This is a genomic window from Pseudoalteromonas maris (assembly GCF_049257235.1).
In the GTDB taxonomy this organism is placed as follows: domain Bacteria; phylum Pseudomonadota; class Gammaproteobacteria; order Enterobacterales; family Alteromonadaceae; genus Pseudoalteromonas.
The window spans coordinates 60,075-81,834 of sequence record NZ_JBMMUF010000001.1 but is presented as its reverse complement, the minus strand read 5'-3'; the positions used below and the strand labels follow the sequence as shown (position 1 = coordinate 81,834).

Here is a 21,760-nt window from a genome sequence, read left to right as displayed (position 1 = left end):
GCCCGCAGCAGGGGATTACTTCACAGCAATTTACTGCGGCGATTACATGAGATTTGGGTCATTAGCTCAGTTGGTAGAGCAGTGGACTTTTAATCCATTGGTCGATGGTTCGAGTCCATCATGACCCACCACGTTTCATGTAACAATTTGCACAGAGTTGGGTCATTAGCTCAGTTGGTAGAGCAGTGGACTTTTAATCCATTGGTCGATGGTTCGAGTCCATCATGACCCACCACTTGCAAACTCAATCTATAATGTTGGGTCATTAGCTCAGTTGGTAGAGCAGTGGACTTTTAATCCATTGGTCGATGGTTCGAGTCCATCATGACCCACCACTAGATTGATAACACCATAATGTTGGGTCATTAGCTCAGTTGGTAGAGCAGTGGACTTTTAATCCATTGGTCGATGGTTCGAGTCCATCATGACCCACCATTCAAAACATCTCCCTCGCTATGAAATAGCAACATGGGTCATTAGCTCAGTTGGTAGAGCAGTGGACTTTTAATCCATTGGTCGATGGTTCGAGTCCATCATGACCCACCATGTTTTCAGTTATTTCTGTTAGTCATATTCATCAACACTCCTAACGCCAATCAATTAAAATTGCTGTTCATTCTAGCGGGCTAAATATCGTACGCACGTCGTTTATTCTGCGCCAAACCTGCTCACAGAGCTTCTCATGGGTACAATTTTGAATAAACAATTGTCTCTATGTGTATGTGTTATTGGAATATTTAAAGCCAACCCCTGCTATCATCTGTGCTTAGCTTCTTTTTATCATAAGAGTTTCGTATAATTGCGGCACGATTGTGCAATGTAGAATTAGTTTGACCAGTATGGGTATTAGCGAACAGATCATGCCTGAGGATTATATTTTTCCTCCTAAGCCAGCGCCTCTTTCAGATGCAGAGAAACAAGCGTATAAAGAGCGAATCAAGCAGCTTCTTGTAAGCAAGAATGCGGTACTTGTAGCACACTATTACACAGATCCAGAGATTCAAGCGTTAGCTGAGCAGACTGGTGGCTGTGTGGCAGATTCACTTGAGATGGCTCGCTTTGGCGCACGCCAAGAAGATGCGGACATGATCATTGTTGCGGGTGTTCGCTTTATGGGTGAGACTGCAAAGATACTGACACCAAACAAAACTGTGGTGATGCCAACCCTGGAGGCCACGTGTTCGTTAGACGTAGGATGCCCAATTGATAAATTCAGCGAGTTTTGCGACCAACATCCAGATCGCAAAGTAGTGGTATACGCGAATACGTCAACAGCGGTCAAAGCACGTGCTGATTGGATTGTTACCTCGTCGTGTGCATTGGAAATCGTCGAGCATTTAGACAGCGAAGGTGAAAAAATTATCTGGGGTCCAGATAAACACCTTGGCAGCTACATTCAAAAGAAAACAGGTGCAGACATGATCATGTGGAACGGTGCTTGTATCGTTCACGATGAGTTTAAGACTAAAGCGCTTAAAGACATGAAAGCACTTCACCCAGATGCTGCCGTGTTAGTTCACCCTGAATCTCCGGCGGAGATTGTAGAGCTAGCCGATGCGGTTGGCTCAACCAGTCAGCTTATTAAAGCAGCGCAGGAAATGCCAAATCAAAAGTTCATCGTTGCGACAGACCGTGGCATCTTTTATAAGATGCAGCAGTTATGCCCTGAGAAGGAATTTTTTGAAGCACCTACGGCAGGTGAAGGGGCAACATGTAAAAGTTGCGCACACTGCCCGTGGATGGCTATGAATGGCCTTAAAGCTATCGAAGAGGCATTGCTAGACCCAACGGGCAAAGAAGTGTTTGTAGACATGGAATTACGTGAAGGAGCACTGCGCTCTTTAAACCGCATGCTTGATTTTACCGCTAACATGGCGCGCTAGTGGCTGTATACTAAGCAATTGATTTGGTTTTGATAAAAAGCCCTTGCAAGGCATGTAGCGTTTGCTTAGTATAGGCACCGCTGCATAGCAGCCCAGTGTAAGTGTGGAGAGATGGCTGAGTGGCTGAAGGCGCACGACTGGAACTCGTGTATACGTTAATAGCGTATCGAGGGTTCGAATCCCTCTCTCTCCGCCATCCTATCTCAAGGCCTCGTATTGTGCGAGGCTTTGTCGTTTCTGGGCTACAGAGAATTGACTACATCTACCAACTGGTACAAAAGGTTGGTACAAATGGGTATTATGGCTTCTCCACAAAGACACCCAAAATCGGGTATTTACTACTTCAGAATGGGTGTTCCAAAAGACCTCCGTTCAATCATTGGTAAACGTGAATTTAAAACATCTTTAGGTACGACTAACCCGTCTGAAGCAAAGCGTTTATATAGTGATCATTACCAACAAGCATTACATCAACTTGAACTGGCGAAGCTTAAAGTGTCAGGGCAAGCTAACACTGACTTAAATCATAAAGACTGTGCAATCATTGCTGAGCGCTGGTATGAACACTCCAAGAATGAAGTTGAGCGTTCTGGTGCGTTTAGTAACCATCTATCGAAGACTCATAATGAAGGGTACGGTCAGGATGGCTTTAAAGCTAAGTTCACTGCTTACTTTGGTTTATCTGATACTCTTTCTATCTCTGGTCGTGAGTTAGAATCAGCTTCAGAGCAGCAGCTTGATGAACTGGCTGAGGACTTAAAAGAAGAAATAGATGCTCAGTTAGATCGTGAGTCCATCGTCCTTGTTTATCCTAGTGATGCCTATAGACGTTTAGCTGTCGCATTCTATCCTTACGTGATTAATATTGAGCGCTTGTGCAGGGCTAGGTATGAGAGAAACTGGGGCTATGAACCCGTTGAAATCAGAATCGCAAAAGACTCACTCTCGTTTGATATGCAGTCGATGTCCACTTCCTCGTCTAGAGCGCGTAAAGCGGTTAAAGACAGTCTTTCATCTGTATTGAAGAAGTTTATCGAATCAGAGAAGGTCAAACATAAAGGCTCTCTAAGCCGCCTCAAGACCCTCAATGAGACGTCCCTTAAGGTAGAGCGATTCATTGAAATTATTGGTGATAAGCCTATTACAGAGGTCTCTCGTAGTGACGTTATGACTTATCGTGACACGTTATTGCAACTACCTAAATCTAAACAGAAAAATATTCGAAGTAAGCCTATTGAAGAGCAGATCAAGCTAGTGGAATCTGAGGGTCTGGAGACTATTTCTGCTGCGACGGTTAAGAACTCTCTACGGCAGTTATCGACCGTTTTTACCTATGCCACTGACTTAGAGCTGATATCTAAAAACCCTGTCTTTGGTGTAAAGGTGAGTACATCTCAGAGGAAAACTGAAGTAGAAGAAGGCAAAGGCTATACAGACAAAGAGGTTGAGCGTTTATTTGCTACTGAGGTATTCATCGACCCTCGTGCTTCCAAAAGGTATGAGATGGCCTGTTACTGGATACCTCTGTTGTGTAGATACACTGGCGCAAGACTTAATGAGATTGCTCAGCTGCGCAGTGAAGACGTAATGCTCTCAGAGTCTGGAGTACATTACTTGAATATTCGTAGAGGTGAGCAGCAGAGTGTTAAGACAGATGCTTCCTTAAGACATATTCCATTGAGTGAACACCTAATCGAGCTTGGCTTTTTGGAATACGTCAAGACTACCAAAGGGTGGCTGTTTTCTGAGTTACCAAAAGATAAGTATGGAAAGAAATCTACTGCAATTACAAAGTGGTGGCGTTGTGTTCTAGAAGAAGTGGGAATCGCTAATACTCAACCATTTCATGCGTTTAGGCACTCATTTAAAACCCAGATGCGTACTCTAGGGATTCCAGATACTGTAAGTGATGCAATCACAGGTCACGCAGGCAAATCAGAGGGAGACCGTTATGGAGTCGTTACGCTAGAAACCAAAAAAGATGCTGTTGATCGTCTTCCTCGATTATCAGTGAACCGTATATTTTAGTTAAGCTAGGCAATTAAGAAGTATGTCTCAAGTTAAACGGATTACCTGCAAAGAATGCGGGAAACGTAGAGTTAAAGCCACAATAGTAAACCTAGAAACAGGTAAAGAAAGGAAAACCCCCGCTAGAATATGCCAAGAGTGTCATTCTAAAACCATAGACTATCAGTTTTTCAACAGTTCCTTTGGACAGTGGCTCAGAGGGGCGTTTAAAAGGCAATGTACCGCGTCTATACCTAAGACGACAGAAGAGCTTGGGGGTGTACTTATGCTATGGCGTGCGTGTAGAAGTGCTTCTGGTTTTTACAGTGATGGAGAAACAGTTAGTAAGAACTATAAATACGAGTTATGCCATATAGACCCAGTTAAGGGCTTGGATGGGAAGGTAGGGCTGCTTCTTGCAGGAAACTTAGTTATTGCTCCATCTCATATAAATAGGAAGCTATCCAATCTACCTTACCCTGCGACGAGTGGTTTATCTGCATTAGGCGGAGAACCTATAGATGATGACAACTTCAGGGAAGTATGTCGCGAGCGTTATGATCTTCAGAGGTTGAAGAGAGACTTCATGCTCAAGCCTCCAAAGAAAGGAAAGGGGTTGTCAACATTTGAGACTATAGGGGTTTCCCCATCTAAATTGCTAGCTATGGAGTTAAATCGTCTTGGTTTCGTGACCGACTTAATAATTGATGATGATGAGTATCCTGAGTTAGTTGATAGTGTTTTTGAAACTTTCTTTAAGGTAGGTGGAGCACTCGCAGTCGCAGAGCTTGAGGGATATCAAGAGTATTCAAGGAAGGCTATTAGTGGAGAAATTTCATATGACATGCAGACACCTTTAGAGAGGATAAAGGAGTCACAAAAGCGACGAAGAGCGTCTTCAAAGAATGAGGAAGTTGAGGAGTTCTGAGGGCTCAGCCCTATACTATAGTTATTCCTTGTTGTTCTCTCTGAATCTCGTAAAAAGAACATAAAGTGATCGTTTTTAGGGGTGTTTAGTCTCATAAATGAACAACATGGTCACCTAATGAACACTCTAGGGCGTTCTTATATCGTCCAGAGAGCGTCCACAAAGTCACTTATAAGTGTCCAGTAGGGAAGAATGTTAATAAGGATAAATACTAAAGTGGCTACACTTAATGACCTCGTAGTGGAGCTTTCGTTGGTGTGTTTCCTTACGAACTAGCCAGCTAATGATAACTCCCTAGCTAATCACTTTTCCTTGATTAATCTAATTGCCTAGGGGTTAGGCCAAGGGGGGAGGGGTGGAGGTAATAGGCTTCCTAAGCGATTGCATCGGGTCACTACGTTTGCACAAAATGTGTTTTTAAAAGTATGATTTTTTTAAATGAATAAGGTGTATCAAGCTAATCAAGATACCATAAGTTGGAAATTATAATTTTAAGGTGTAGTCTGATTTTCAAACGGGATGGATCTCGATAAGGGATGATTAAAAAATTATGATTAAATTTATGGGCTTTCTTTATATCTTAGCAATTGCTGCTGTGGCTTATCTTCATGTTGATAGAGTCATAGAAGGGCAAAAATCTCCCTTAGATTTCAATTTTATTTTATTGTTGTTGATTCCTTTTATCATTATGGTTTGGAAAGATGCCGCTGTTATAAAACTAGGTTCAAAAGGCTTAGAGCTTGAAAAGTTAAAACGTGATGTCAATCAAACTATCAAGCATGTTGCTCATGGTGACGTTATTGACCACAAGTCTCTTGACAACTTATACAAGTCCGTTGATGCCAACGATTGGTTGAAGCTAGTTTTAACCAGAATGTTAATGAGAAAAGGTCTCGCAGCTTTAGTACCAGAACATGAGTTTGGGTTCTCACCAAGTCTCAGTAAGCTTATTCCACAGTGTTTAGCTGAGGGTAAAATATTAGAAGAGGAAAGTCTTAAGCTCGAGAAATTGCGCAACATTACTTTCTACGCTGAATGGTGGGATGGTGATGTGCCAACTAATGAAGACTGGCAATGGGCACTAGAAAATGGTCAAAAGATTGTACAGAGGCTCTTTGACAAGCAGCCTATTAATTGAATACAGATAAACCTGTTGTCTACACCAAGGAAAGTCACAACGTATACATGTTTACACCCAGCCACTCAAGTCAAACGGTGACTGGGCTTGATGGATTTCTACTGGTTAAGTCTTTCTTTAGTTTGTCCATATTCCGCATCATGCGTTTTTTGGACAGGATCTTTAGTGGCTACAGTAAGGCGCTTACTTATCGCATCATGCGTTTTATGAGCAGATTCATTGTTAAACTCATGAGCTTCTTCAGTTTGTTGGTTTTTTATATATGCTAGAGCTCCTTTAGGGTGTCCATTTTTGGCATCATGCCGTTTTTGGACACTAACCCGCTAAGTCTCTTCAGCTTGGTTCACTTCCGCCACTGGCGATTTTGAGCTAGGTGATTCCTAGCCCAGTGTGCCTTAATGAAGCCTGCCAGCTTATCTTATTTCACTTGATACCCTCTCATTCCTGAAGGTTCATTTACGAGGGATAGCAGCGGTAGCTAATTGGTCTGCCTGTTCATTCTCAGGGGGGCCGCTGTGACCTTTAACCCACTTCCAAGTAACAGACAATTTAGAGTTCAACTCGTCCAACTGCTTCCATAAATCTTGATTAAGTACAGACTTCTTAGATGAGTTAATCCAATTGTTCTTCTTCCAATTAACTATCCAAGTATTAATCCCATCAATGACATACTTACTATCTGTGGTGAGGACTACAGGTTTCTCAGGGTGTTTATCTAATACAACCTGTAGAGCGTTGATAGCAGCTGTAAGCTCCATTTTGTTGTTGGTCGTGTTCCTAGCACCACCGTTACGCTGTAAGACCTTTTGTTCACCTTCTTCGTTTGTACGCTTCAATATGAAGCCCCAGCCACCTAGCTTTAAGTTGACCTGACAAGCTCCGTCTGTATAAGCGTAGATAGTAGTATCGTTGAGAGGTGTTAAAGTATTGTTTTTCATAATTCTCCTAAATATTGTTAAAGGTGTGAATAGCGACAATTAGCAATAGCCGCTGTTAATAGCAGCCCTTTTTGAGGGCTACTTTCCTTTAGTCAGGGAATTTGAAGTATTTTAATTAGGGGTGGACTAACAAAAAATAATATTGCCATACCACAATGGGGGTCATTAGCCATTCTTTACAAGTGAAGTAAGGCGTTTAACTGTAGCAATAGAAACACCTAGCTGGTTAGCCGTTTTCGAAATGGAAAGCCCTTGAGAGCGCATCTCAGCAACCTTTTCAGGGGTTGCTTTTCTTGGTCGGCCAATCTTCTTACCTTGTGCTTTAGCTCTTGCCTGACCCTCGATGGTGCGCTCTCTAATACGGTCACGCTCAAACTCTGCAAACGCAGTGAACATACGGAGCATGAGCTTTCCTTCAGAGGTCGTAAGATCTTTGGTAGGGAGATCTAGGCTGTGCACGTTGATACCTTTGTCACTCAGGAGACTAATAGTCTGTTGAACGTCTATGTTATCTCTTCCTAAGCGGTCTAGCTTTAAGACCACCAGCGTATCACCCTTCATCAGTTTATGCTCTACAAGGGCTCTGAAGCCCTCTCGTTGCATCGCACAGATTGAGCCTGATACTGTCTCTTCAACGATAAAAGCATCATCAACTAAGTAGCCTTTGTCTTTGAAAGCTTGCTTCTGGTTCTCAGTTGTTTGCTCAGTGGTTGATACACGACAGTAGAAGTAAGTCCGTTGGCTCATTAAGTTAACTCCTTGGATAAACTAGGGGGTATTTTAATGAGCTAGGCTAAAAAGTCAAAGTGGTACTTATGAGCCGCACCTTGATAGGTTCAATGCTGGTGGCTCATAAATGAATGCTTTTAATACCATCGGATTGGCACGTTCTATTTGTTGAAGCTAATATTTCAGCAGTGAGTTTTGAAGGTTATTTATCATCAATTAGAGATAGGTGGGTTATTTCAGCAAGCTTGCCTTTACCTCGCAAACTAATTCTTAGGTTTGTAGTTGCCCATTGATTAATTTTGAATATTGAACAACAGGTTAAGTGATTAGGGAGGATTGAATTGAACAAGCCTCCAATTTTTCCTAAGTATTTGATGAATACCAATTAGCTAAACAGGAAAATTGCATGACCAACTTTGATCAGAATACTAAATACTTTAGAGAAGCTGAAGAAGCTGGACTTTTATTGAAAGGTGACGGTAGAAATAAAAGTTATAGAACTTATGAATTTAGGGCTTGTGGTCATGCTCAAGAAATTAAACCTTGTCACGTTAGAGTGGGAAACTTTAGGTGCAATACATGTCTATTAGAAAAGCTACAACAAGAAGCTGAAGCGGTTGGTCTTATCCTAATTGGTGATGGTAAAAATTGCGCATTTAAAACCTATAAGTTTAAAGAATGTGGCCACACGCAAGAAATACAGGCCAGTTTTGTTAGGCGAAGTAAGTCAATTCGATGTCAATCATGTCTTTCAGAAAGGCTGGAGCAGGAAGCTGATGCAGTTGGACTTATCCTCAAAGGCAAAGGAAAAAATAAAAATTATAGAACTTATGAATGTAAGACTTGTGGTCATACTCAAGAACTTAAACCCAACCATGTCAGAGATGATAACTTTAGATGCAATAAGTGTCTATTAGACAAACTAAAGCAAGAAGCAGAAGCGGTAGGGCTTACCCTTATAGGTCTAGGTGAAAGGAAAAATTATAAAGAATATAAGTTTAAGGATTGTGGCCATATGCAGGAGTTATCACCAGCGAGGGTTAGGGATAATCAATTTAGATGTCAGACATGTCTGTCAGACAGACTAAAGCAGGAAGCTGAAAAGGTAGGACTTATCCTGATAGGCGAAGCTAAAGAGAAAGCTAAAGGTTATAGAACTTATGAATTTAAAAATTGTGGCCACACTCAAGTTATTGATATTGGTTGTGTCAGAAATAACAGTTTTATATGTCAAACATGCGAAGACACGTCTTTTTCGCAACCAAGTAATATTTATTTAATTAAAATTAGTAATGACGGTAAGAGTTGGCTGAAGCTTGGTTACGCTAAAGTTGTCAACAACAGGTATAAGGAATATGGACTACCTAATAGTGCTTTAATTGAGGAGGTTTTGGTTGTACCTATAGCTACGGGTAAAGCCGCTAGGGAATTAGAGCTTGAAATACATAAACGATACAAAAAAGACCAATTATCCAAACGATTAACTAAATCAATGGGAATGTCAATTAGTGGTTTTGGTGAGTGTTATCCAATAGATATGAAAGAGACGTTATTCAACTGCGTTATGGGACTTGCATGATAAATCTTTGGTTAGAGTGGTAGTTGACTACCCTTAACTTTTACATATTTGACTTTGTGTATATTGTACTCTAATGCTCAGTAATTAACCGAGCTTTTCCCTTAAACCCCTTTAATGCTGAATAATCAAATAATAGATGTCCACAATATACGCTTGTGGTTTTTATTGTTAGTTTAAAGACTAGCACAAAGGTGTAGTACAAAAATCGCTGTGCATGTATTATTAATATATTGAAATATATGGTTTTTATTTAGGTAGATGACAGTCGAGGGTTCGAATCCCTCTCTCTCCGCCATCCTATCTCAAGGCCTCGTATTGTGCGAGGCTTTGTCGTTTCTGGGCTACAGAGAATTGACTACATCTACCAACTGGTACAAAAGGTTGGTACACACCCCCCTAATGCTTCCAAGCAAATTTACCGTTTAGTGAGCTGTTGATACAGCAACTGTTCATATTTCATCGCTGTGATGAATCGTAATGTTAGACTTATACTTCATAAGTCTTTGTTAATAAAGTGTTTCAATGCAAAGCGATAAAAGGTAAATTATCCACTTATCAATTTTATGCGTCTAATGCTGGTCTATAATGCAATAGGTGTCTGTTATTTTGGGGAAGGTGGTGAGCAATATCGCGGTCAATATTAGGGAAGCTAAACTACCTGATGAATCACTCGCTCCTCATCTTATTTATGTGGTCGATGATGAAGAGATCTCATTAGAGATACTCAAAGAATTGCTCAAGCCTCTTGGTGAAGTCAGAGGCTTTTTTGACGGCGAGTCTTGTGTTAAAGCCTGTGAAGATACACTTCCAGACATTATTATCATGGATGTAAATCTTGGTGAAGTCAGTGGCTTGCAGGTGTGCAGAAAACTCAAATCCATGCAGGTAACTAAAGAAATACCTATTATTTTTATCACCGCGAGTCAGTCAACTCATGCAGAATCTGAGTGTTGGCAGGCAGGTGGTGCTGATTTCGTAAACAAGCCAGTAAATGCGCTAACGTTACAACATCGAGTGCGTTCACAATTACGCTATAAACGCCAAGCCGATCAATTGCGACAGCTAACATACGTTGATGATCTATGTGGTGTCTATAACAAGCGCTATTTGCTTGATGCTCTGGACAGAGATGTACGTAATGCGCGCCGTAACATGAATCATATCTCAGTCATGATGGTCGATATCGATTGGTTTAAGCAGTTTAATGATCATTATGGCCACCTTCATGGTGATACTTGTTTAAGACGTGTTGCGCAAATATTATCGAAAAGCTTAATGCGCCCCACTGACTATGTTGCTCGTTATGGTGGTGAAGAGTTTACTTGCGTGCTTAATAACACCACTGAAGCAGACGCCATTACGGTCGCAGAGCGCATGCTGGAAGCGATTCACCATGTTAATATCGCCCATGAAAAAAGCGAGTTTGGCCACATCACCGTAAGTATTGGTATTTACAGCGCGCATAAAAAAGAAACCTTACGAAGTGCCAGTATCTTGCAGCATGCAGATAGTAACCTTTACCAAGCTAAACGAAGTGGCAGAGCGAGGATTGTTTCCTCAAGCGACAATAATGAGTCGGTTTAACTACGTTCTCTGCAGTATGCATGCCGCAGTAAGCGGCATGTTAGGTGTGATTACCTGAGTGAATTAACTCAATTCCTGAGCAACTTCCGCTACTTTTTGACGCAGCCATACATGACTAACATCGCGATGCAATAATGGCGACCAAATCATATCCAGTTCAAAAGGCGCAATAGGGAAAGGCGGCTCTAAAATTGTTAAACCTGGGTCATCTTTATAAATTTTTGCTGCTTTAGATGGCAAGGTGGCAATGAGGTTTTGCTCTTTTGCAAGGTGAATGGCCACGTGGTAGTTTCGCGTGAATGTTGCGATGTTGCGATGTTTACCGAAGTGTGCGAGTGCTTCATCTACCCAACCGAGCTTCTGAACGTCCTTGGGATCCATTCCAACACCCACACCAAACCCTGTTTTGCTTACCCAAATATGACGTGCTTGCAAGTAGGTTTCAAGATTAAAGCGCTCAATGATTGGGTTATCGGACTTCACCAAGCATGAAAAGCTGTCTTTCCATATACGCTTGTGGTGAAACGATTGGGGGAGTTTTTCAAAACGGTTAATAGCCATGTCTACTTTGCCGTTTTCTACATCGTGAAAGTTAACGTCACTGGGGGTAAGTATATCCAATGTAGTGTCTGGTGCCTCTGCATGGAGTTTACTCAGTAGGCGCGGTGCGAGCGTGCTAGCAGCATAATCACTGGCCATGATCCGAAAAACGCGTTTACTGCTAGCAGGTTCAAAATCGCGGTTAGGGGCTAATGTTTCTTCAAGTGTCATAAGCACACCGCGGATCACAGGTTGTAACTCTAATGCTCGCTCAGTGGGTACCATGCCCTCACTGGTGCGTACCAACAAAGGATCATTTAATAAGTTTCTTAAGCGCTTAAGGCCATTACTCATTGCAGGTTGAGTAATACTTAACTGATTCGCTGCTTTGGTTACATTACACTCTCGTAATAAGGTATCGAGATAAACGAGCAGGTTTAAATCAATTTTATTTATATTCATCACATGCTGCCATTTTTATAATTTATGGAGATTGTAGCCTATAATTTCGGCACACAATACCCTACCAAAGATGTATAAATCTTTGCTCTTGAGGGTATGGATAGACTTGCTTGTATTCACCCTGAAGAATCTTGCGTTGTGCATTTCGCCAATACTCAGCGTCGATTAGTTCTGGATGATATTTCAAGAAGGTTTCTTTGTGCTGAGCGTTTGGTAACACAAAGGTGGTCAATTGGGCTGGGAACACATCGTTGGGGGCAACAGACACCGTCATTTCATCTACACCATCTAACTCTCTAAACTGCATATCAGTAAGATACTGCACTTCATCGTAATCATAGAAAACGACACGACGGTGCTTGGTTACCCCAAAGTTTTTTAACAGCATGTCACCTGGAAAAATATTGGCGGCTATCATGTCTTTAAGTGCTTGGCCGTATTCCTTGATAGCGTCTTCAGTGCGCTCAACATCAACTTCTTGTAGATAAAGATTCAGTGGTGTCATGCGTCGTTCAATATACAGGTGCTTAATGATCAACATGCCATCTTCAATGCGCAAAGAGTTAGCAATGCTGCTATTGAGTGTTAGTAACAGTTCATCACTAAAACTACTTAACGGTAAGGCTACATCGGAGTACTCCAGGGTATCAGCCATGCGGCCAACACGGTCATGGCGCTTGACCAATTGATATCGGGCAAGGACGGTGGAACGGCCAAATGGTTTACTTGAGCCAAACTTATCTCGGATGATTTTAAAGACATAAGGAAACGAGGGCAGGTTTATCACCATCATCACCATACCGGGCGTTCCAGCGGCCAATTCGAAGCGCTCGCGAGTGTGTTGCATATGTTCAAGTAATTCACGATAAAACTCGGTTTTACCTTGCTTGTGAAAGCCAATGGCGTTGTAGAGTTCCGCTTTAGTTTTACCCGGCATTAACTGATTTAAGAAGTGTACCAAAGCCGAGGGAGCATGGGTTTGCACCATAAAGTACGCACGCGCGAAGCCAAAAATAACGCGCATTTGCGAGGACCGGGTGAGTAGAGCATCGATATACAGCCCTTTGTTTTTGTTATGCAATACAGCAATGATAAATGGCTGTGAGCCATGTGCAGACACAACGCGTCCCACTATGTATGCAGCTTGGCCGCGATAAAATGGCGCTTGGAGAATATCAAAGCGCATTTGGTAGCTTTTAACATGGGTCTCTGGAGCTTGTTTGATAAATGCTTTTAATAGCAATCTAATATCGCGCTCGAGGTTAACAAACTCGCAGCCAAACTCAAACTGGGTGATGATTTGTCTAATGGTGGGCTTTAACCCTTGCGTGACTGGGAAATAGCTGCGGTATTCAGCCTCTACAGGCAAGGCCGGTGCGTCCGCTAGGGTGGCTTTTACAAAAATAAAATCATTGTTGTAATACTTACGTTCAAATAAGCGACAAAAAACAGAGTTATAAAAGGTTTCGGCCAACTCCGCTTGTGGGTGAAACGCTAAAAATTCTTGATAGCAAAATTTGGTTTGTGTCCATGTAGTGGGGGCGTGGGCAGGATCACTTACTTGTTTGGCGAGTGCCTCAACGGTTTCATTGACGCGTGTATCATAGTAACTAATGCGTAAGCTGGCTATTTCACGCATTGTTTCCCAATCACGTTGTGCAAAGGCTAATGGGGCACGGGCAGTGATTGATTGGAACAACCTGTAATGGTTTGTAAAGCCGTCTAGGATACGTTGTGCTATTGCTTGTGGGGACACATCCTTCACCTATAGAGTTTATGCTCTAATCGAGGTTACGCGATGAGTCTTTGATTATGCAAGCATTATTGAAACTTTTTCAAAGACTTCTCTAGAGATACCAGTGTCTGTTCCATCTGTTTGATGCGTGAAGCATAGCGGTTTTCAATGTTTTTGATGTTGCTTTTCACCTCTTTGCTTAAGGTTTTGCGCTCATCATCTGACATTAAACGCTCAAGGCGCTGTTCTTGCTCAAGCGTTTTGGAGCTGCGCTCTCTGCGCAACATCACCACTTTATGTTTGGTGCTACGAATTTGTAGCTCAAGATTGCGGCGTTTCTGATCACGCTCCATTGCACTGAGCTGTTTAGAATAATCGGTGGCAGGGGCTTTAACTTTAGGGTTTGAATGAGTCACTTCCTGTTCTTGTGCTTTTTCATCACAAGGGAATTGGCTAAACACAATACCTTCGTCAGTTTGGCATTTATAGTACACGGTATTTGCAGAACTTAGCCCAGAAATCATTGTGCAAAGCGCACATACTCCTATTTTTAGTGGGTGTAAATTAGCCACTTTTTGCCCCTATTATTATTAGTCTCATTCCTCGTTTCAATATAGATTAACTCTAAATGAATGTCACGAATCTAATAAAATGGTATTAAAAACAGGTAAATATGTTAAAAGCTAGTGTTTGCTGAAACGCTTTAATTGCTTTAAGCCTTGCACCAATAGGGGCAGGTTGAGCTCCTGCTCCAAAGCGAAGCCTTGTGTGGCAGAGATATGTTTGTAGCTGCCATCACTACTCAGTAACGTGATCCGGTCTTTACGAAGAATGATAAACACGCCTTGTGAATAATTAATATCCGGAGTCTGGTGCTCACTTGAAATGGCATTGGCTATCAGCGCTTGTTGCGCGAGCTCAGGGCAGGACCACAGGTCGTTGAGCACTGTAGCAATAAGGTCTTGCGGTTGGACAATATGGTCGCTTTCAGAAAGTACTGTCTCAGAGCTCCAAAGTTTATTTATCGCGGTAATTCGCTCACTAGGCTCGTTTTGTATACTGAAGGCAAAGGTGATTGCATCACCGTTTATCGCATCGAGTGAATCGATAGAAACCTGAACAGATGCGTTAGCAGCACGGGTGTTGATAAAATCGAATTGCGGGACATTGGTCGCAACAGACATGTTAGGGCGTACCCACAGAGGTTGCGTGTTCTGCGCAGTAAAGCTTTGGCGATAGTAACTAGGCAAGCCATACATGACATTGAACAGCGTGTCTTGCGTATTCACCGGATGTAAAATCGGAGCGATAGGGCGCAGATTTGGCGCCTTGGATAAAAACCGTTGCAACCCGTCTTTGCTTGAAAACAGACGAATATCCACGGGCTTGGCGTTACTATTTATTTCACACAGAGGCAATTGTGCTGGTAGTGCTAACTCAACATTAGGAGCACTCACATTAACCTGATGTGCTTGCTCGTATACTTCAAGGTCGAGTAGATCGTTCTTCGCTAACAATGATTTGGCGGTTGTAGGGTAAGACAACGGCAGCATGTTGTCTTGCTTGGTCACATCAAATTTAAGCTCTGCATCGGCCCAAATATGAATGCTGTGACTGAGCGCAAAGCAAACCACAAGGGCAGCATAAATTCGTTTACCGATACGTTTTTGTTTAAGTGCAGCGAGATGATGCCACGTGTAGTTACTGACCAGCAGCTGATAAGCCAGAATAAGTGCGATCAGTACAGTGACGAGCAAGGTGGAAAGCGCCGGTGTATTACTGATATTACGCCAAAATAGCGACAAAATCTCACGCAGTGAGTCGTAATTCAAGTGATAGCCTAAGTTGTAGTAAACAAAGGCATCTACACAGAGCCATGTCATTCCAAGTGTTGCTATCACTGACGCCATGCCGCGGATATGACGCGGATATGGGAATATCAGCGACAGCGGAAATACCGTTAGCACAAAGGCTAAAAAGGTAATAAAAGCGGTGTGGCTTAGCCACGTTACTGCCATGTAGAAAGCACCAATGGCAGTCGTTGGCGCGGCATCAGCAAATAAGTAGGAAGTACTGATAAGCAACGCCAGAACAATGTTCGCGAGCGTGAACCAATGGCCCCAAGCCAGTAATTGACTGGCCTTTGAGGAAAACTGATTGGACGTTGCTAAGTTCATTTCGCTACTTTAGCGAGTCTGTAAGGGCATTGGCAAAGTTTTGTGCAACCGCAGCTCTTTTTGCTTGAGGCACATGCTCTTTAATAATATGCGTGATAGTATTGCCCAAACACATCAGGCTTAAATCAACCGGTGCCTCTTTTTCGGCAAGCACAGCTACAAGCTGGTCGACAAGTTGTTCTACTTCTTTATTAGTGTATTTAGATAACGCTGGCATCGGTTGATTCATTACTGATTTATATATGTCCTTGTATTTTAACACCGTAGGAGTGAAAAACAAAGATGACGACCGAGGTTAAAAAGCTGGTTGTGCATTATGTGGATAAAGAGGATGAAAACACTCAAATCCACCTGCGTAATGATGAAATGCCTATCAACGATCGCGTAAATGTATTTATTGAACAATTGCACCACGCGTACAATGGTAAGCCGGGAAAGGGTTTCTGCGCATTCAGTGGTGAGAAAAACAGTATTGTAGCGAGCGCTATGCAAAGCTACAGAAACAATGAACTCGGTTTTTGGCATGTGACTGAAAAAGCGGCTCAGGTATTAAAAGAAGAGTTAGACAAATACGCTTTTAACGAGACCGGTTACTTAGTATTTTGTCACTATCAGTATGTGGCAACAGAATATGTAATGATTGCGCTTATTAATATTAAAGAGCATTACAGCATCACATCTGAATTAGACTTAGCCGCATCTCGCCACTTGGACATTACTCGCATGCAGTTGGCTGCACGTATCGACTTAGCAGCTTGGGATACGCAAGCTGACGACAATCGTTATATTTCCTTCATCAAAGGTCGTGCTGGGCGTAAAGTTGCTGATTTCTTTTTAGATTTCCTTGGCTGTGAAGAGGGAATTGATCCCAAACAGCAAAGCCGTTCAATGCTCAATGCTGTTGAGGATTACTTGAGCGACCAAGGATTAGATAAAGAAGAAAAAGACGAACGTCGTAAAGAGGTGTTTGACTACTGTAGTGACCGAATCAACAGTGGCGAAGACGCACAAATCAATGAGATTGCGAGAGTTGTTAGTAAAGACGATGGCAGTAGCTTTGAGGGTTTCTATCAACAACAAGATTACGACATCGCTGAATCATTCCCTGTTGATAAAAAAACCGTTACCGGTATGGTTAAACTCTCAGGTATGGGTGGTGGCGTAAGCGTTGGCTTTGAGCGTAAGCACTTAGGCTCACGTGTCATTTATGATCCAGTTAACGATACCCTTACCATTAAAGGGGTACCACCGAATCTAAAAGATCAGCTCGACCAGCTAGATAAAGAAGACTAGGGCGTGTTGACCTTTGAGGTATGAATGTTGTTTAAAAAAGGGCGATAGCCCTTTTTTTGTGCCTCACAATCCTGTTATCGAATGTAATCGATATGTACCGCTTTTAGAGTAATGTTAGTTGTGCTGCAATGCTAAACCGACTGCGCATTAAATCATGTGAGTTTTGCTCTCAGATCATAGTTGCGTCGCAGCATGGCAAAAATGAAATGAATTTCAAAACCGAGGAAGGTGCTTATGGCAAAGGACAAGGCAATTAGCCCATACACAACGAAGTTGCATAAGGGCAATGCCTATTGGATGGCAGTGCTCTCAGATTTTGTATATTTGCATATGGAAGACTCGCAACGCACACCGGATAAAGTCGGCATTTTGACACGATTACAAGCACTTGATAGCAGCTTTATGGATGTTGTTGTTGCCAGTAAAAATAGTGCGCAAGGAATGATGGTTGAACACCAAGATTACTTTTGCTTGGCGTTCAGAGGAACGGATGAAACCCTCGATTGGATAGACAACGTCAATGCAATCCCTGTGTCACACTTGTTTGGTGAATTCCATCGAGGCTTTTGGAACAGCGTGCAAGATGTATGGGAAATACTTTTTGGTCAATATCAAATGCGAGCTCGAGAGCCGGGAAATCAAAAACCTTTATTCCTAACTGGTCACAGCTTAGGTGGTGCAATGGCGACGATCGCTGCGGCTATCTTGTGCGAACGCGATATTCCTTTTTCAAGTTGTTACACCTTTGGTCAGCCAAGAGCAATGAGCAAAGCCACAGCAAGGCTGTTTAATGTCGAATGCCACAACCGGTTTTATCGTTTTCATAATAACAACGATATAGTCACGCGAGTGCCGGCTCGTTTAATGGGTTACAGCCATGTTGGTCAGTATTTTTACATTAGTGAAGAAAAGGAAATTCACCCTGAGCCAGGCTTTTGGTTCCGTTTCATCGATTATTTAGATGGTGCAGTGTCAGCGTTAAAAGATAAAGGTATTGATTTGGTTGAAGATCATGCCATGGCGCACTATTTATCTGCCATTGAGAAGTGGGACTACAAGAATTAATACCCATTTGTATCGGGATAAAAAGGAATTGTGAGAAACAAAAAAGCCGCTGATTTCAGCGGCTTTTTGTATTACTAGGTGTTGTTTACTCTTCGACGACAGCTTCTGTTTCAGATGCGGTTGCCACTTGAGGCTTACTAACACTTGGAATAGCCGCGCCACTGTGGGCATGGCCCGTAGGTGCGATAGAGCCTGGCTTGAGATTGCTACTTAGCACTGCTACGCGCTGTTCAACGCTCATCGCTGATGGCATGTCACCAGCAGGTGCAAGCGCAACTGCTTTAGGTTGTGTCATCGGTGCGCTCACGTGAGCAAATAGCGAAGACTTTTTAGCAACCACAGGTTCAACAGCCTGAGCTACTTTTGGTTGTACTTGCTCTGTTGTCTCAACAACGGTCTCGGTAACTGTCTCAGTCACAGCTTCTGTAACTTGCACTGTATTGGCTTGCGCAGTTTCTTCAACCACACTTTGCTCAGCGGTTTCTTCAGAGCCAGACTGCTGTGACTGTTCAGCCACAACTTCACTTTCAGTAACGCTCGTTTCTTGAGCCTGTGTTGGTTGCTCTTGAGCTACTTCTTCCGTGTGCTGCTCAGAGCTTGCAACTGTTTGCCCATCTGTCGGTGATACGTCAGCGTCAGCTGATGTCGGCTCTTCGTTCTCAGAGCATTGTGCAGCGAGCTCTTCAGTCGCTTGAGGTGCGCTTGTTTGTGGTTCTGGTTGCACATCTTCTGGTGCAGCTGTTTCTGCCACTGCTACTGGAGCGTCTACATCGTGTTGCTCTGGTGCTTGTGAAGCTACATCCATATTTACGTTTGCTTTCTCAGAGTCCGAATCGCTGCTCTCAGCCAATTTGGCTTCTTCAGCCATAGCCTGATCCGCTACAGGAACAAATGCTAGCTTCTCACCTTCAACGTCTTGCTTATCGCGACGACGGCGCTGGCCAGCGGCACGAAGGTGGCGAGGCGAACGGCGCGTACGTGTACGACCTTCTTTCTCACCATCAGCTTGCTCAATAGACTCTTGTTGCGTGTCACTAACATCAGTTTGTGAACTGTGTTGCTCCGTAGGCTCTTGAGCGTCAACGGCCTGAGCTTTCGGCTTAGCTTCAACAGTCGCTTCAACAACGTCTTGGGTAGCGGCTTGTGCTTTTGGCTTAGCTACTTCTTGGGCTGTTTGAGTCGGCGTTGCCGTTTCTTTGTGCGGCACGTTTGCTACTTCAGCGTGCAGTTGCGCATCATTCGTTACTACTGGCGCTTCACTACTTTCACTTTGTACGCGAACTTTTTTACGCAAATTACGACGCTGACGGCGTTGTTTCGGCTTAGGCGCTTCTTGCTGCTCTTCTTTTGCTTCTACAACAGTTTCAGTGTTACGAGCCTCTGTACTCTCAGCGTTGTTGCGGTTGCGACGATTTTGTGAGCGACGACGTTTATTACGATTCTCAGGACGTTCGCTATTGCTGCGGCCTTGCTCATTTGTGTCTTTGCTCTCTTTCTCTGGCTTGTCCGTGGCTTTTTGGTTCTGGCCACGAGGCTTATTGCGAGATTGATTGTTACGACGGCGTTGGTTGTTGCCACGACGACGATCACCTGAAGAACGGTCTTTATTAGCACCTTTGCCTTTCTTTTGCTCTTGCTCATCTTCACCAGCGAATAAGGCTTTCAACCAGTTGCTGATACGCGTTAATAAACCTTCTTCTTTGCTTGGCGCTTGAGACTGCGGCTTAGCTTTGGCAACCGGAGCTGGTTCTTTTGGCATCGCTACGCCTTTAAGAACAGGTTCTTCGCGTTGTGGAGCTACCGGTGCGCGTGAATACTCTATTGCTTCAGGCTCAGGTTGCACGATCTGCTCATAACTTGCTGCTTCAAGTGTTTCATCTTTGCGCAAGCGGACCACTTCGTAGTGAGGTGTTTCCATGTGTTGATTTGGAATGATCACAACATCACAATTGTGGCGTTTCTCAATACGTTGAACGCTACGACGCTTCTCATTTAGAAGGTATGCACCTACGGCTACAGGAACCTGTGCATTCACTTGTGAGGTATTGTCTTTAATCGCTTCTTCTTCAATTAATCGAAGGATAGAAAGGGCAATTGACTCATTCGAGCGAATGGTACCTTGACCACTACAACGAGGGCATGTGCCTTGGCTTGCTTCACCAAGAGAAGGACGCAGGCGCTGGCGTGACATTTCCAATAAGCCAAAGCGAGAGATTTTGCCAATTTGTACACGAGCACGGTCTTGGCGTGCAGCATCTTTCAAACGGTTTTCAACTTCACGTTGGTGGCGAGGAGGCGTCATATCAATGAAATCAATTACGATCAGACCACCTAAGTCGCGCAAACGTAATTGGCGGGCAATTTCATCAGCTGCTTCTAGGTTGGTGTTTAGCGCGGTTTCTTCAATATCACTGCCCTTGGTAGCTTTTGACGAGTTGATATCAATTGACGTCAATGCTTCTGTCGGGTCGATAACAATTGAACCACCAGATGGTAAGCGCACTTCACGTTGGAATGCGGATTCAATCTGACTTTCAATTTGGTAGTGCGTAAATAGAGGCACGTCGTTTTGATAAAGCTTTACACGATTCATGAAGTCAGGGCGAAAACGCTCAATGTGCGCTTTTGCTTCTTCAAATACGCGAGGCTTATCAATTAAAATTTCACCGATATCGCGGCGTAGATAATCGCGAATTGCGCGGAAAATTACGTTACTTTCTTGGTGAATCAAGAATGGAGCCTTTCCGCTGTCTGCTGCGTCTTTAATCGCTTGCCAGTGAACGAGCAGGGCGCGTAAGTCGTACTCAAGCTCTTCAAACGACTTGCCAACACCCGCAGTGCGAACGATCAGTCCCATACCTTTTGGTAGTTCTAAGCGGCTTAATGCTTCTTTAAGATCTGCACGCTCTTCACCTTCGATACGGCGAGAAATACCCCCTGCGCGAGGGTTGTTCGGCATTAATACAAGGTAGCTACCTGCAACCGAAATAAAGGTTGTTAATGCAGCACCTTTTTGGCCACGTTCTTCTTTATCTACCTGTACGATAACTTCTTGGCCTTCTTTAATCACATCTTTGATGTTAGGGCGACCGCTGAAGGTATACCCGTCAGGGAAATAGGTACGAGCGATTTCTTTTAAAGGCAGGAAGCCGTGGCGTTCGGCGCCATAATCTACAAATGCTGCTTCTAGTGAAGGTTCAATACGGGTAATTTTACCCTTATAAATGTTTGCTTTCTTTTGTTCGTGTCCAGGGCTTTCGATATCTAAATCATACAGGCGCTGGCCATCAACCAGTGCAACGCGCATTTCTTCTTGCTGCGTCGCATTGATTAGCATGCGTTTCATATTGTTACTCTTACATTCTGTACATAGTGCCAGACCTTGTAAGGGCCGCTCGGCGCTCTTTTTGTGTTTTAGGTGCAGTCTCACGACTGGGCTTTTAACGAAAAAGCTTAACGTTTTTAATATGCGTGGGTGTTACTCAACATATGTGTTAGTTACGGCGTCACATTCGATAGTCACGTTTTGTCAGTTACGTGTATGACGCGTTTTATTCCTACGCAATTTTCGTTTACCGAGGCACCTCTACGGTGGTCGATAGCATTATGATTCTGTTTAATTACTGGTCCTTTGCAACGCGTTTGTTGTATTCAATCAGCGCAAGGCAAAGTACCACATGTTCTAATAATCGTTTCCTATAA

Annotated in this window: 16 protein-coding genes and 6 tRNA genes; 14 read left to right on the top strand and 8 right to left on the bottom strand. The window is 43.2% G+C overall.

Annotated elements, in window-relative coordinates:
- Positions 1 to 55: 55 nt before the first annotated feature.
- The 10 genes from AAEU32_RS00415 to AAEU32_RS00370 all read left to right on the top strand — a co-directional run bounded on the left by AAEU32_RS00415 (position 56) and on the right by AAEU32_RS00370 (position 5,956).
- Positions 56 to 131: transfer RNA gene (locus AAEU32_RS00415), tRNA-Lys, on the top strand.
- Between the two features lie 28 nt (positions 132 to 159).
- Positions 160 to 235, top strand: a tRNA-Lys gene (locus tag AAEU32_RS00410).
- A 24-nt stretch (positions 236 to 259) separates the two neighbouring features.
- A tRNA-Lys gene (locus tag AAEU32_RS00405) sits at positions 260 to 335 on the top strand.
- Between the two features lie 24 nt (positions 336 to 359).
- Positions 360 to 435 (top strand) — tRNA-Lys (locus AAEU32_RS00400).
- A gap of 35 nt (positions 436 to 470) precedes the next feature.
- Positions 471 to 546: transfer RNA gene (locus AAEU32_RS00395), tRNA-Lys, on the top strand.
- 293 nt (positions 547 to 839) lie between these two features.
- On the top strand, positions 840 to 1,883 hold the full coding sequence (gene nadA, locus AAEU32_RS00390) for a quinolinate synthase NadA (RefSeq protein ID WP_421969038.1): 1,044 nt from the start codon (positions 840 to 842) through the stop codon (positions 1,881 to 1,883).
- A gap of 105 nt (positions 1,884 to 1,988) precedes the next feature.
- Positions 1,989 to 2,079 (top strand) — tRNA-Ser (locus tag AAEU32_RS00385).
- Between the two features lie 104 nt (positions 2,080 to 2,183).
- Positions 2,184 to 3,911 (top strand): DUF6538 domain-containing protein, encoded by a 1,728-nt coding sequence (locus AAEU32_RS00380; RefSeq protein WP_421968570.1) that lies wholly within the window; start codon positions 2,184 to 2,186, stop codon positions 3,909 to 3,911.
- Positions 3,912 to 3,933: 22 nt separating this feature from the next.
- Positions 3,934 to 4,818, top strand: coding sequence for a hypothetical protein (locus tag AAEU32_RS00375; RefSeq protein ID WP_421968569.1), 885 nt, complete (start codon positions 3,934 to 3,936; stop codon positions 4,816 to 4,818).
- A 550-nt stretch (positions 4,819 to 5,368) separates the two neighbouring features.
- The gene (locus AAEU32_RS00370) at positions 5,369 to 5,956 is read left to right on the top strand and encodes a hypothetical protein (protein WP_421968568.1); all 588 of its coding nucleotides are present in this window, start codon (positions 5,369 to 5,371) and stop codon (positions 5,954 to 5,956) included.
- Between the two features lie 452 nt (positions 5,957 to 6,408).
- Here the strand turns inward: AAEU32_RS00370 and rnhA are convergent, their stop codons facing one another.
- Together rnhA and AAEU32_RS00360 are read right to left on the bottom strand one after the other, a co-directional pair.
- Positions 6,409 to 6,894, bottom strand: coding sequence for a ribonuclease HI (gene rnhA / locus AAEU32_RS00365; RefSeq protein WP_421968567.1), 486 nt, complete (start codon positions 6,892 to 6,894; stop codon positions 6,409 to 6,411).
- A 165-nt stretch (positions 6,895 to 7,059) separates the two neighbouring features.
- A complete protein-coding gene (locus AAEU32_RS00360) occupies positions 7,060 to 7,641 on the bottom strand; it encodes a recombinase family protein (protein WP_421968566.1) in 582 nt (193 codons plus the stop codon).
- Positions 7,642 to 8,029: 388 nt separating this feature from the next.
- Here AAEU32_RS00360 and AAEU32_RS00355 point away from each other — a divergent pair, with 388 nt between their 5' ends.
- Together AAEU32_RS00355 and AAEU32_RS00350 are read left to right on the top strand one after the other, a co-directional pair.
- Complete coding sequence (locus AAEU32_RS00355) at positions 8,030 to 9,202, top strand: hypothetical protein (protein WP_421968565.1); 1,173 nt, start codon at positions 8,030 to 8,032, stop codon at positions 9,200 to 9,202.
- 618 nt (positions 9,203 to 9,820) lie between these two features.
- Positions 9,821 to 10,786: a GGDEF domain-containing response regulator gene (locus tag AAEU32_RS00350; RefSeq protein ID WP_421968564.1), complete on the top strand. Its 966-nt coding sequence runs from the start codon at positions 9,821 to 9,823 to the stop codon at positions 10,784 to 10,786.
- 63 nt (positions 10,787 to 10,849) lie between these two features.
- Here AAEU32_RS00350 and AAEU32_RS00345 read toward each other — a convergent pair whose 3' ends face one another.
- The 5 genes from AAEU32_RS00345 to AAEU32_RS00325 all read right to left on the bottom strand — a co-directional run bounded on the left by AAEU32_RS00345 (position 10,850) and on the right by AAEU32_RS00325 (position 15,917).
- On the bottom strand, positions 10,850 to 11,788 hold the full coding sequence (locus tag AAEU32_RS00345; RefSeq protein ID WP_421968563.1) for a LysR family transcriptional regulator: 939 nt from the start codon (positions 11,786 to 11,788) through the stop codon (positions 10,850 to 10,852).
- A 61-nt stretch (positions 11,789 to 11,849) separates the two neighbouring features.
- Entirely contained in the window at positions 11,850 to 13,544 is a 1,695-nt protein-coding gene (gene aceK / locus AAEU32_RS00340) for a bifunctional isocitrate dehydrogenase kinase/phosphatase (RefSeq protein ID WP_421968562.1), read from the bottom strand.
- Between the two features lie 65 nt (positions 13,545 to 13,609).
- Complete coding sequence (locus tag AAEU32_RS00335) at positions 13,610 to 14,095, bottom strand: DUF4124 domain-containing protein (protein WP_421968561.1); 486 nt, start codon at positions 14,093 to 14,095, stop codon at positions 13,610 to 13,612.
- Positions 14,096 to 14,206: 111 nt separating this feature from the next.
- Positions 14,207 to 15,700: a DUF3413 domain-containing protein gene (locus AAEU32_RS00330; RefSeq protein WP_421968560.1), complete on the bottom strand. Its 1,494-nt coding sequence runs from the start codon at positions 15,698 to 15,700 to the stop codon at positions 14,207 to 14,209.
- A gap of 4 nt (positions 15,701 to 15,704) precedes the next feature.
- The gene (locus AAEU32_RS00325; RefSeq protein ID WP_421968559.1) at positions 15,705 to 15,917 is read right to left on the bottom strand and encodes a YejL family protein; all 213 of its coding nucleotides are present in this window, start codon (positions 15,915 to 15,917) and stop codon (positions 15,705 to 15,707) included.
- Between the two features lie 65 nt (positions 15,918 to 15,982).
- On the opposite strand from AAEU32_RS00325, the gene yejK reads away from it, so the two are divergent.
- The gene (yejK, locus tag AAEU32_RS00320) at positions 15,983 to 16,993 is read left to right on the top strand and encodes a nucleoid-associated protein YejK (protein ID WP_421968558.1); all 1,011 of its coding nucleotides are present in this window, start codon (positions 15,983 to 15,985) and stop codon (positions 16,991 to 16,993) included.
- A 234-nt stretch (positions 16,994 to 17,227) separates the two neighbouring features.
- The gene (locus tag AAEU32_RS00315; protein ID WP_421968557.1) at positions 17,228 to 18,058 is read left to right on the top strand and encodes a lipase family protein; all 831 of its coding nucleotides are present in this window, start codon (positions 17,228 to 17,230) and stop codon (positions 18,056 to 18,058) included.
- Positions 18,059 to 18,143: 85 nt separating this feature from the next.
- On the opposite strand, the gene rne is transcribed toward AAEU32_RS00315, so the two are convergent.
- A complete protein-coding gene (rne, locus tag AAEU32_RS00310; protein WP_421968556.1) occupies positions 18,144 to 21,404 on the bottom strand; it encodes a ribonuclease E in 3,261 nt (1,086 codons plus the stop codon).
- Between the last annotated feature and the right edge of the window lie 356 nt (positions 21,405 to 21,760).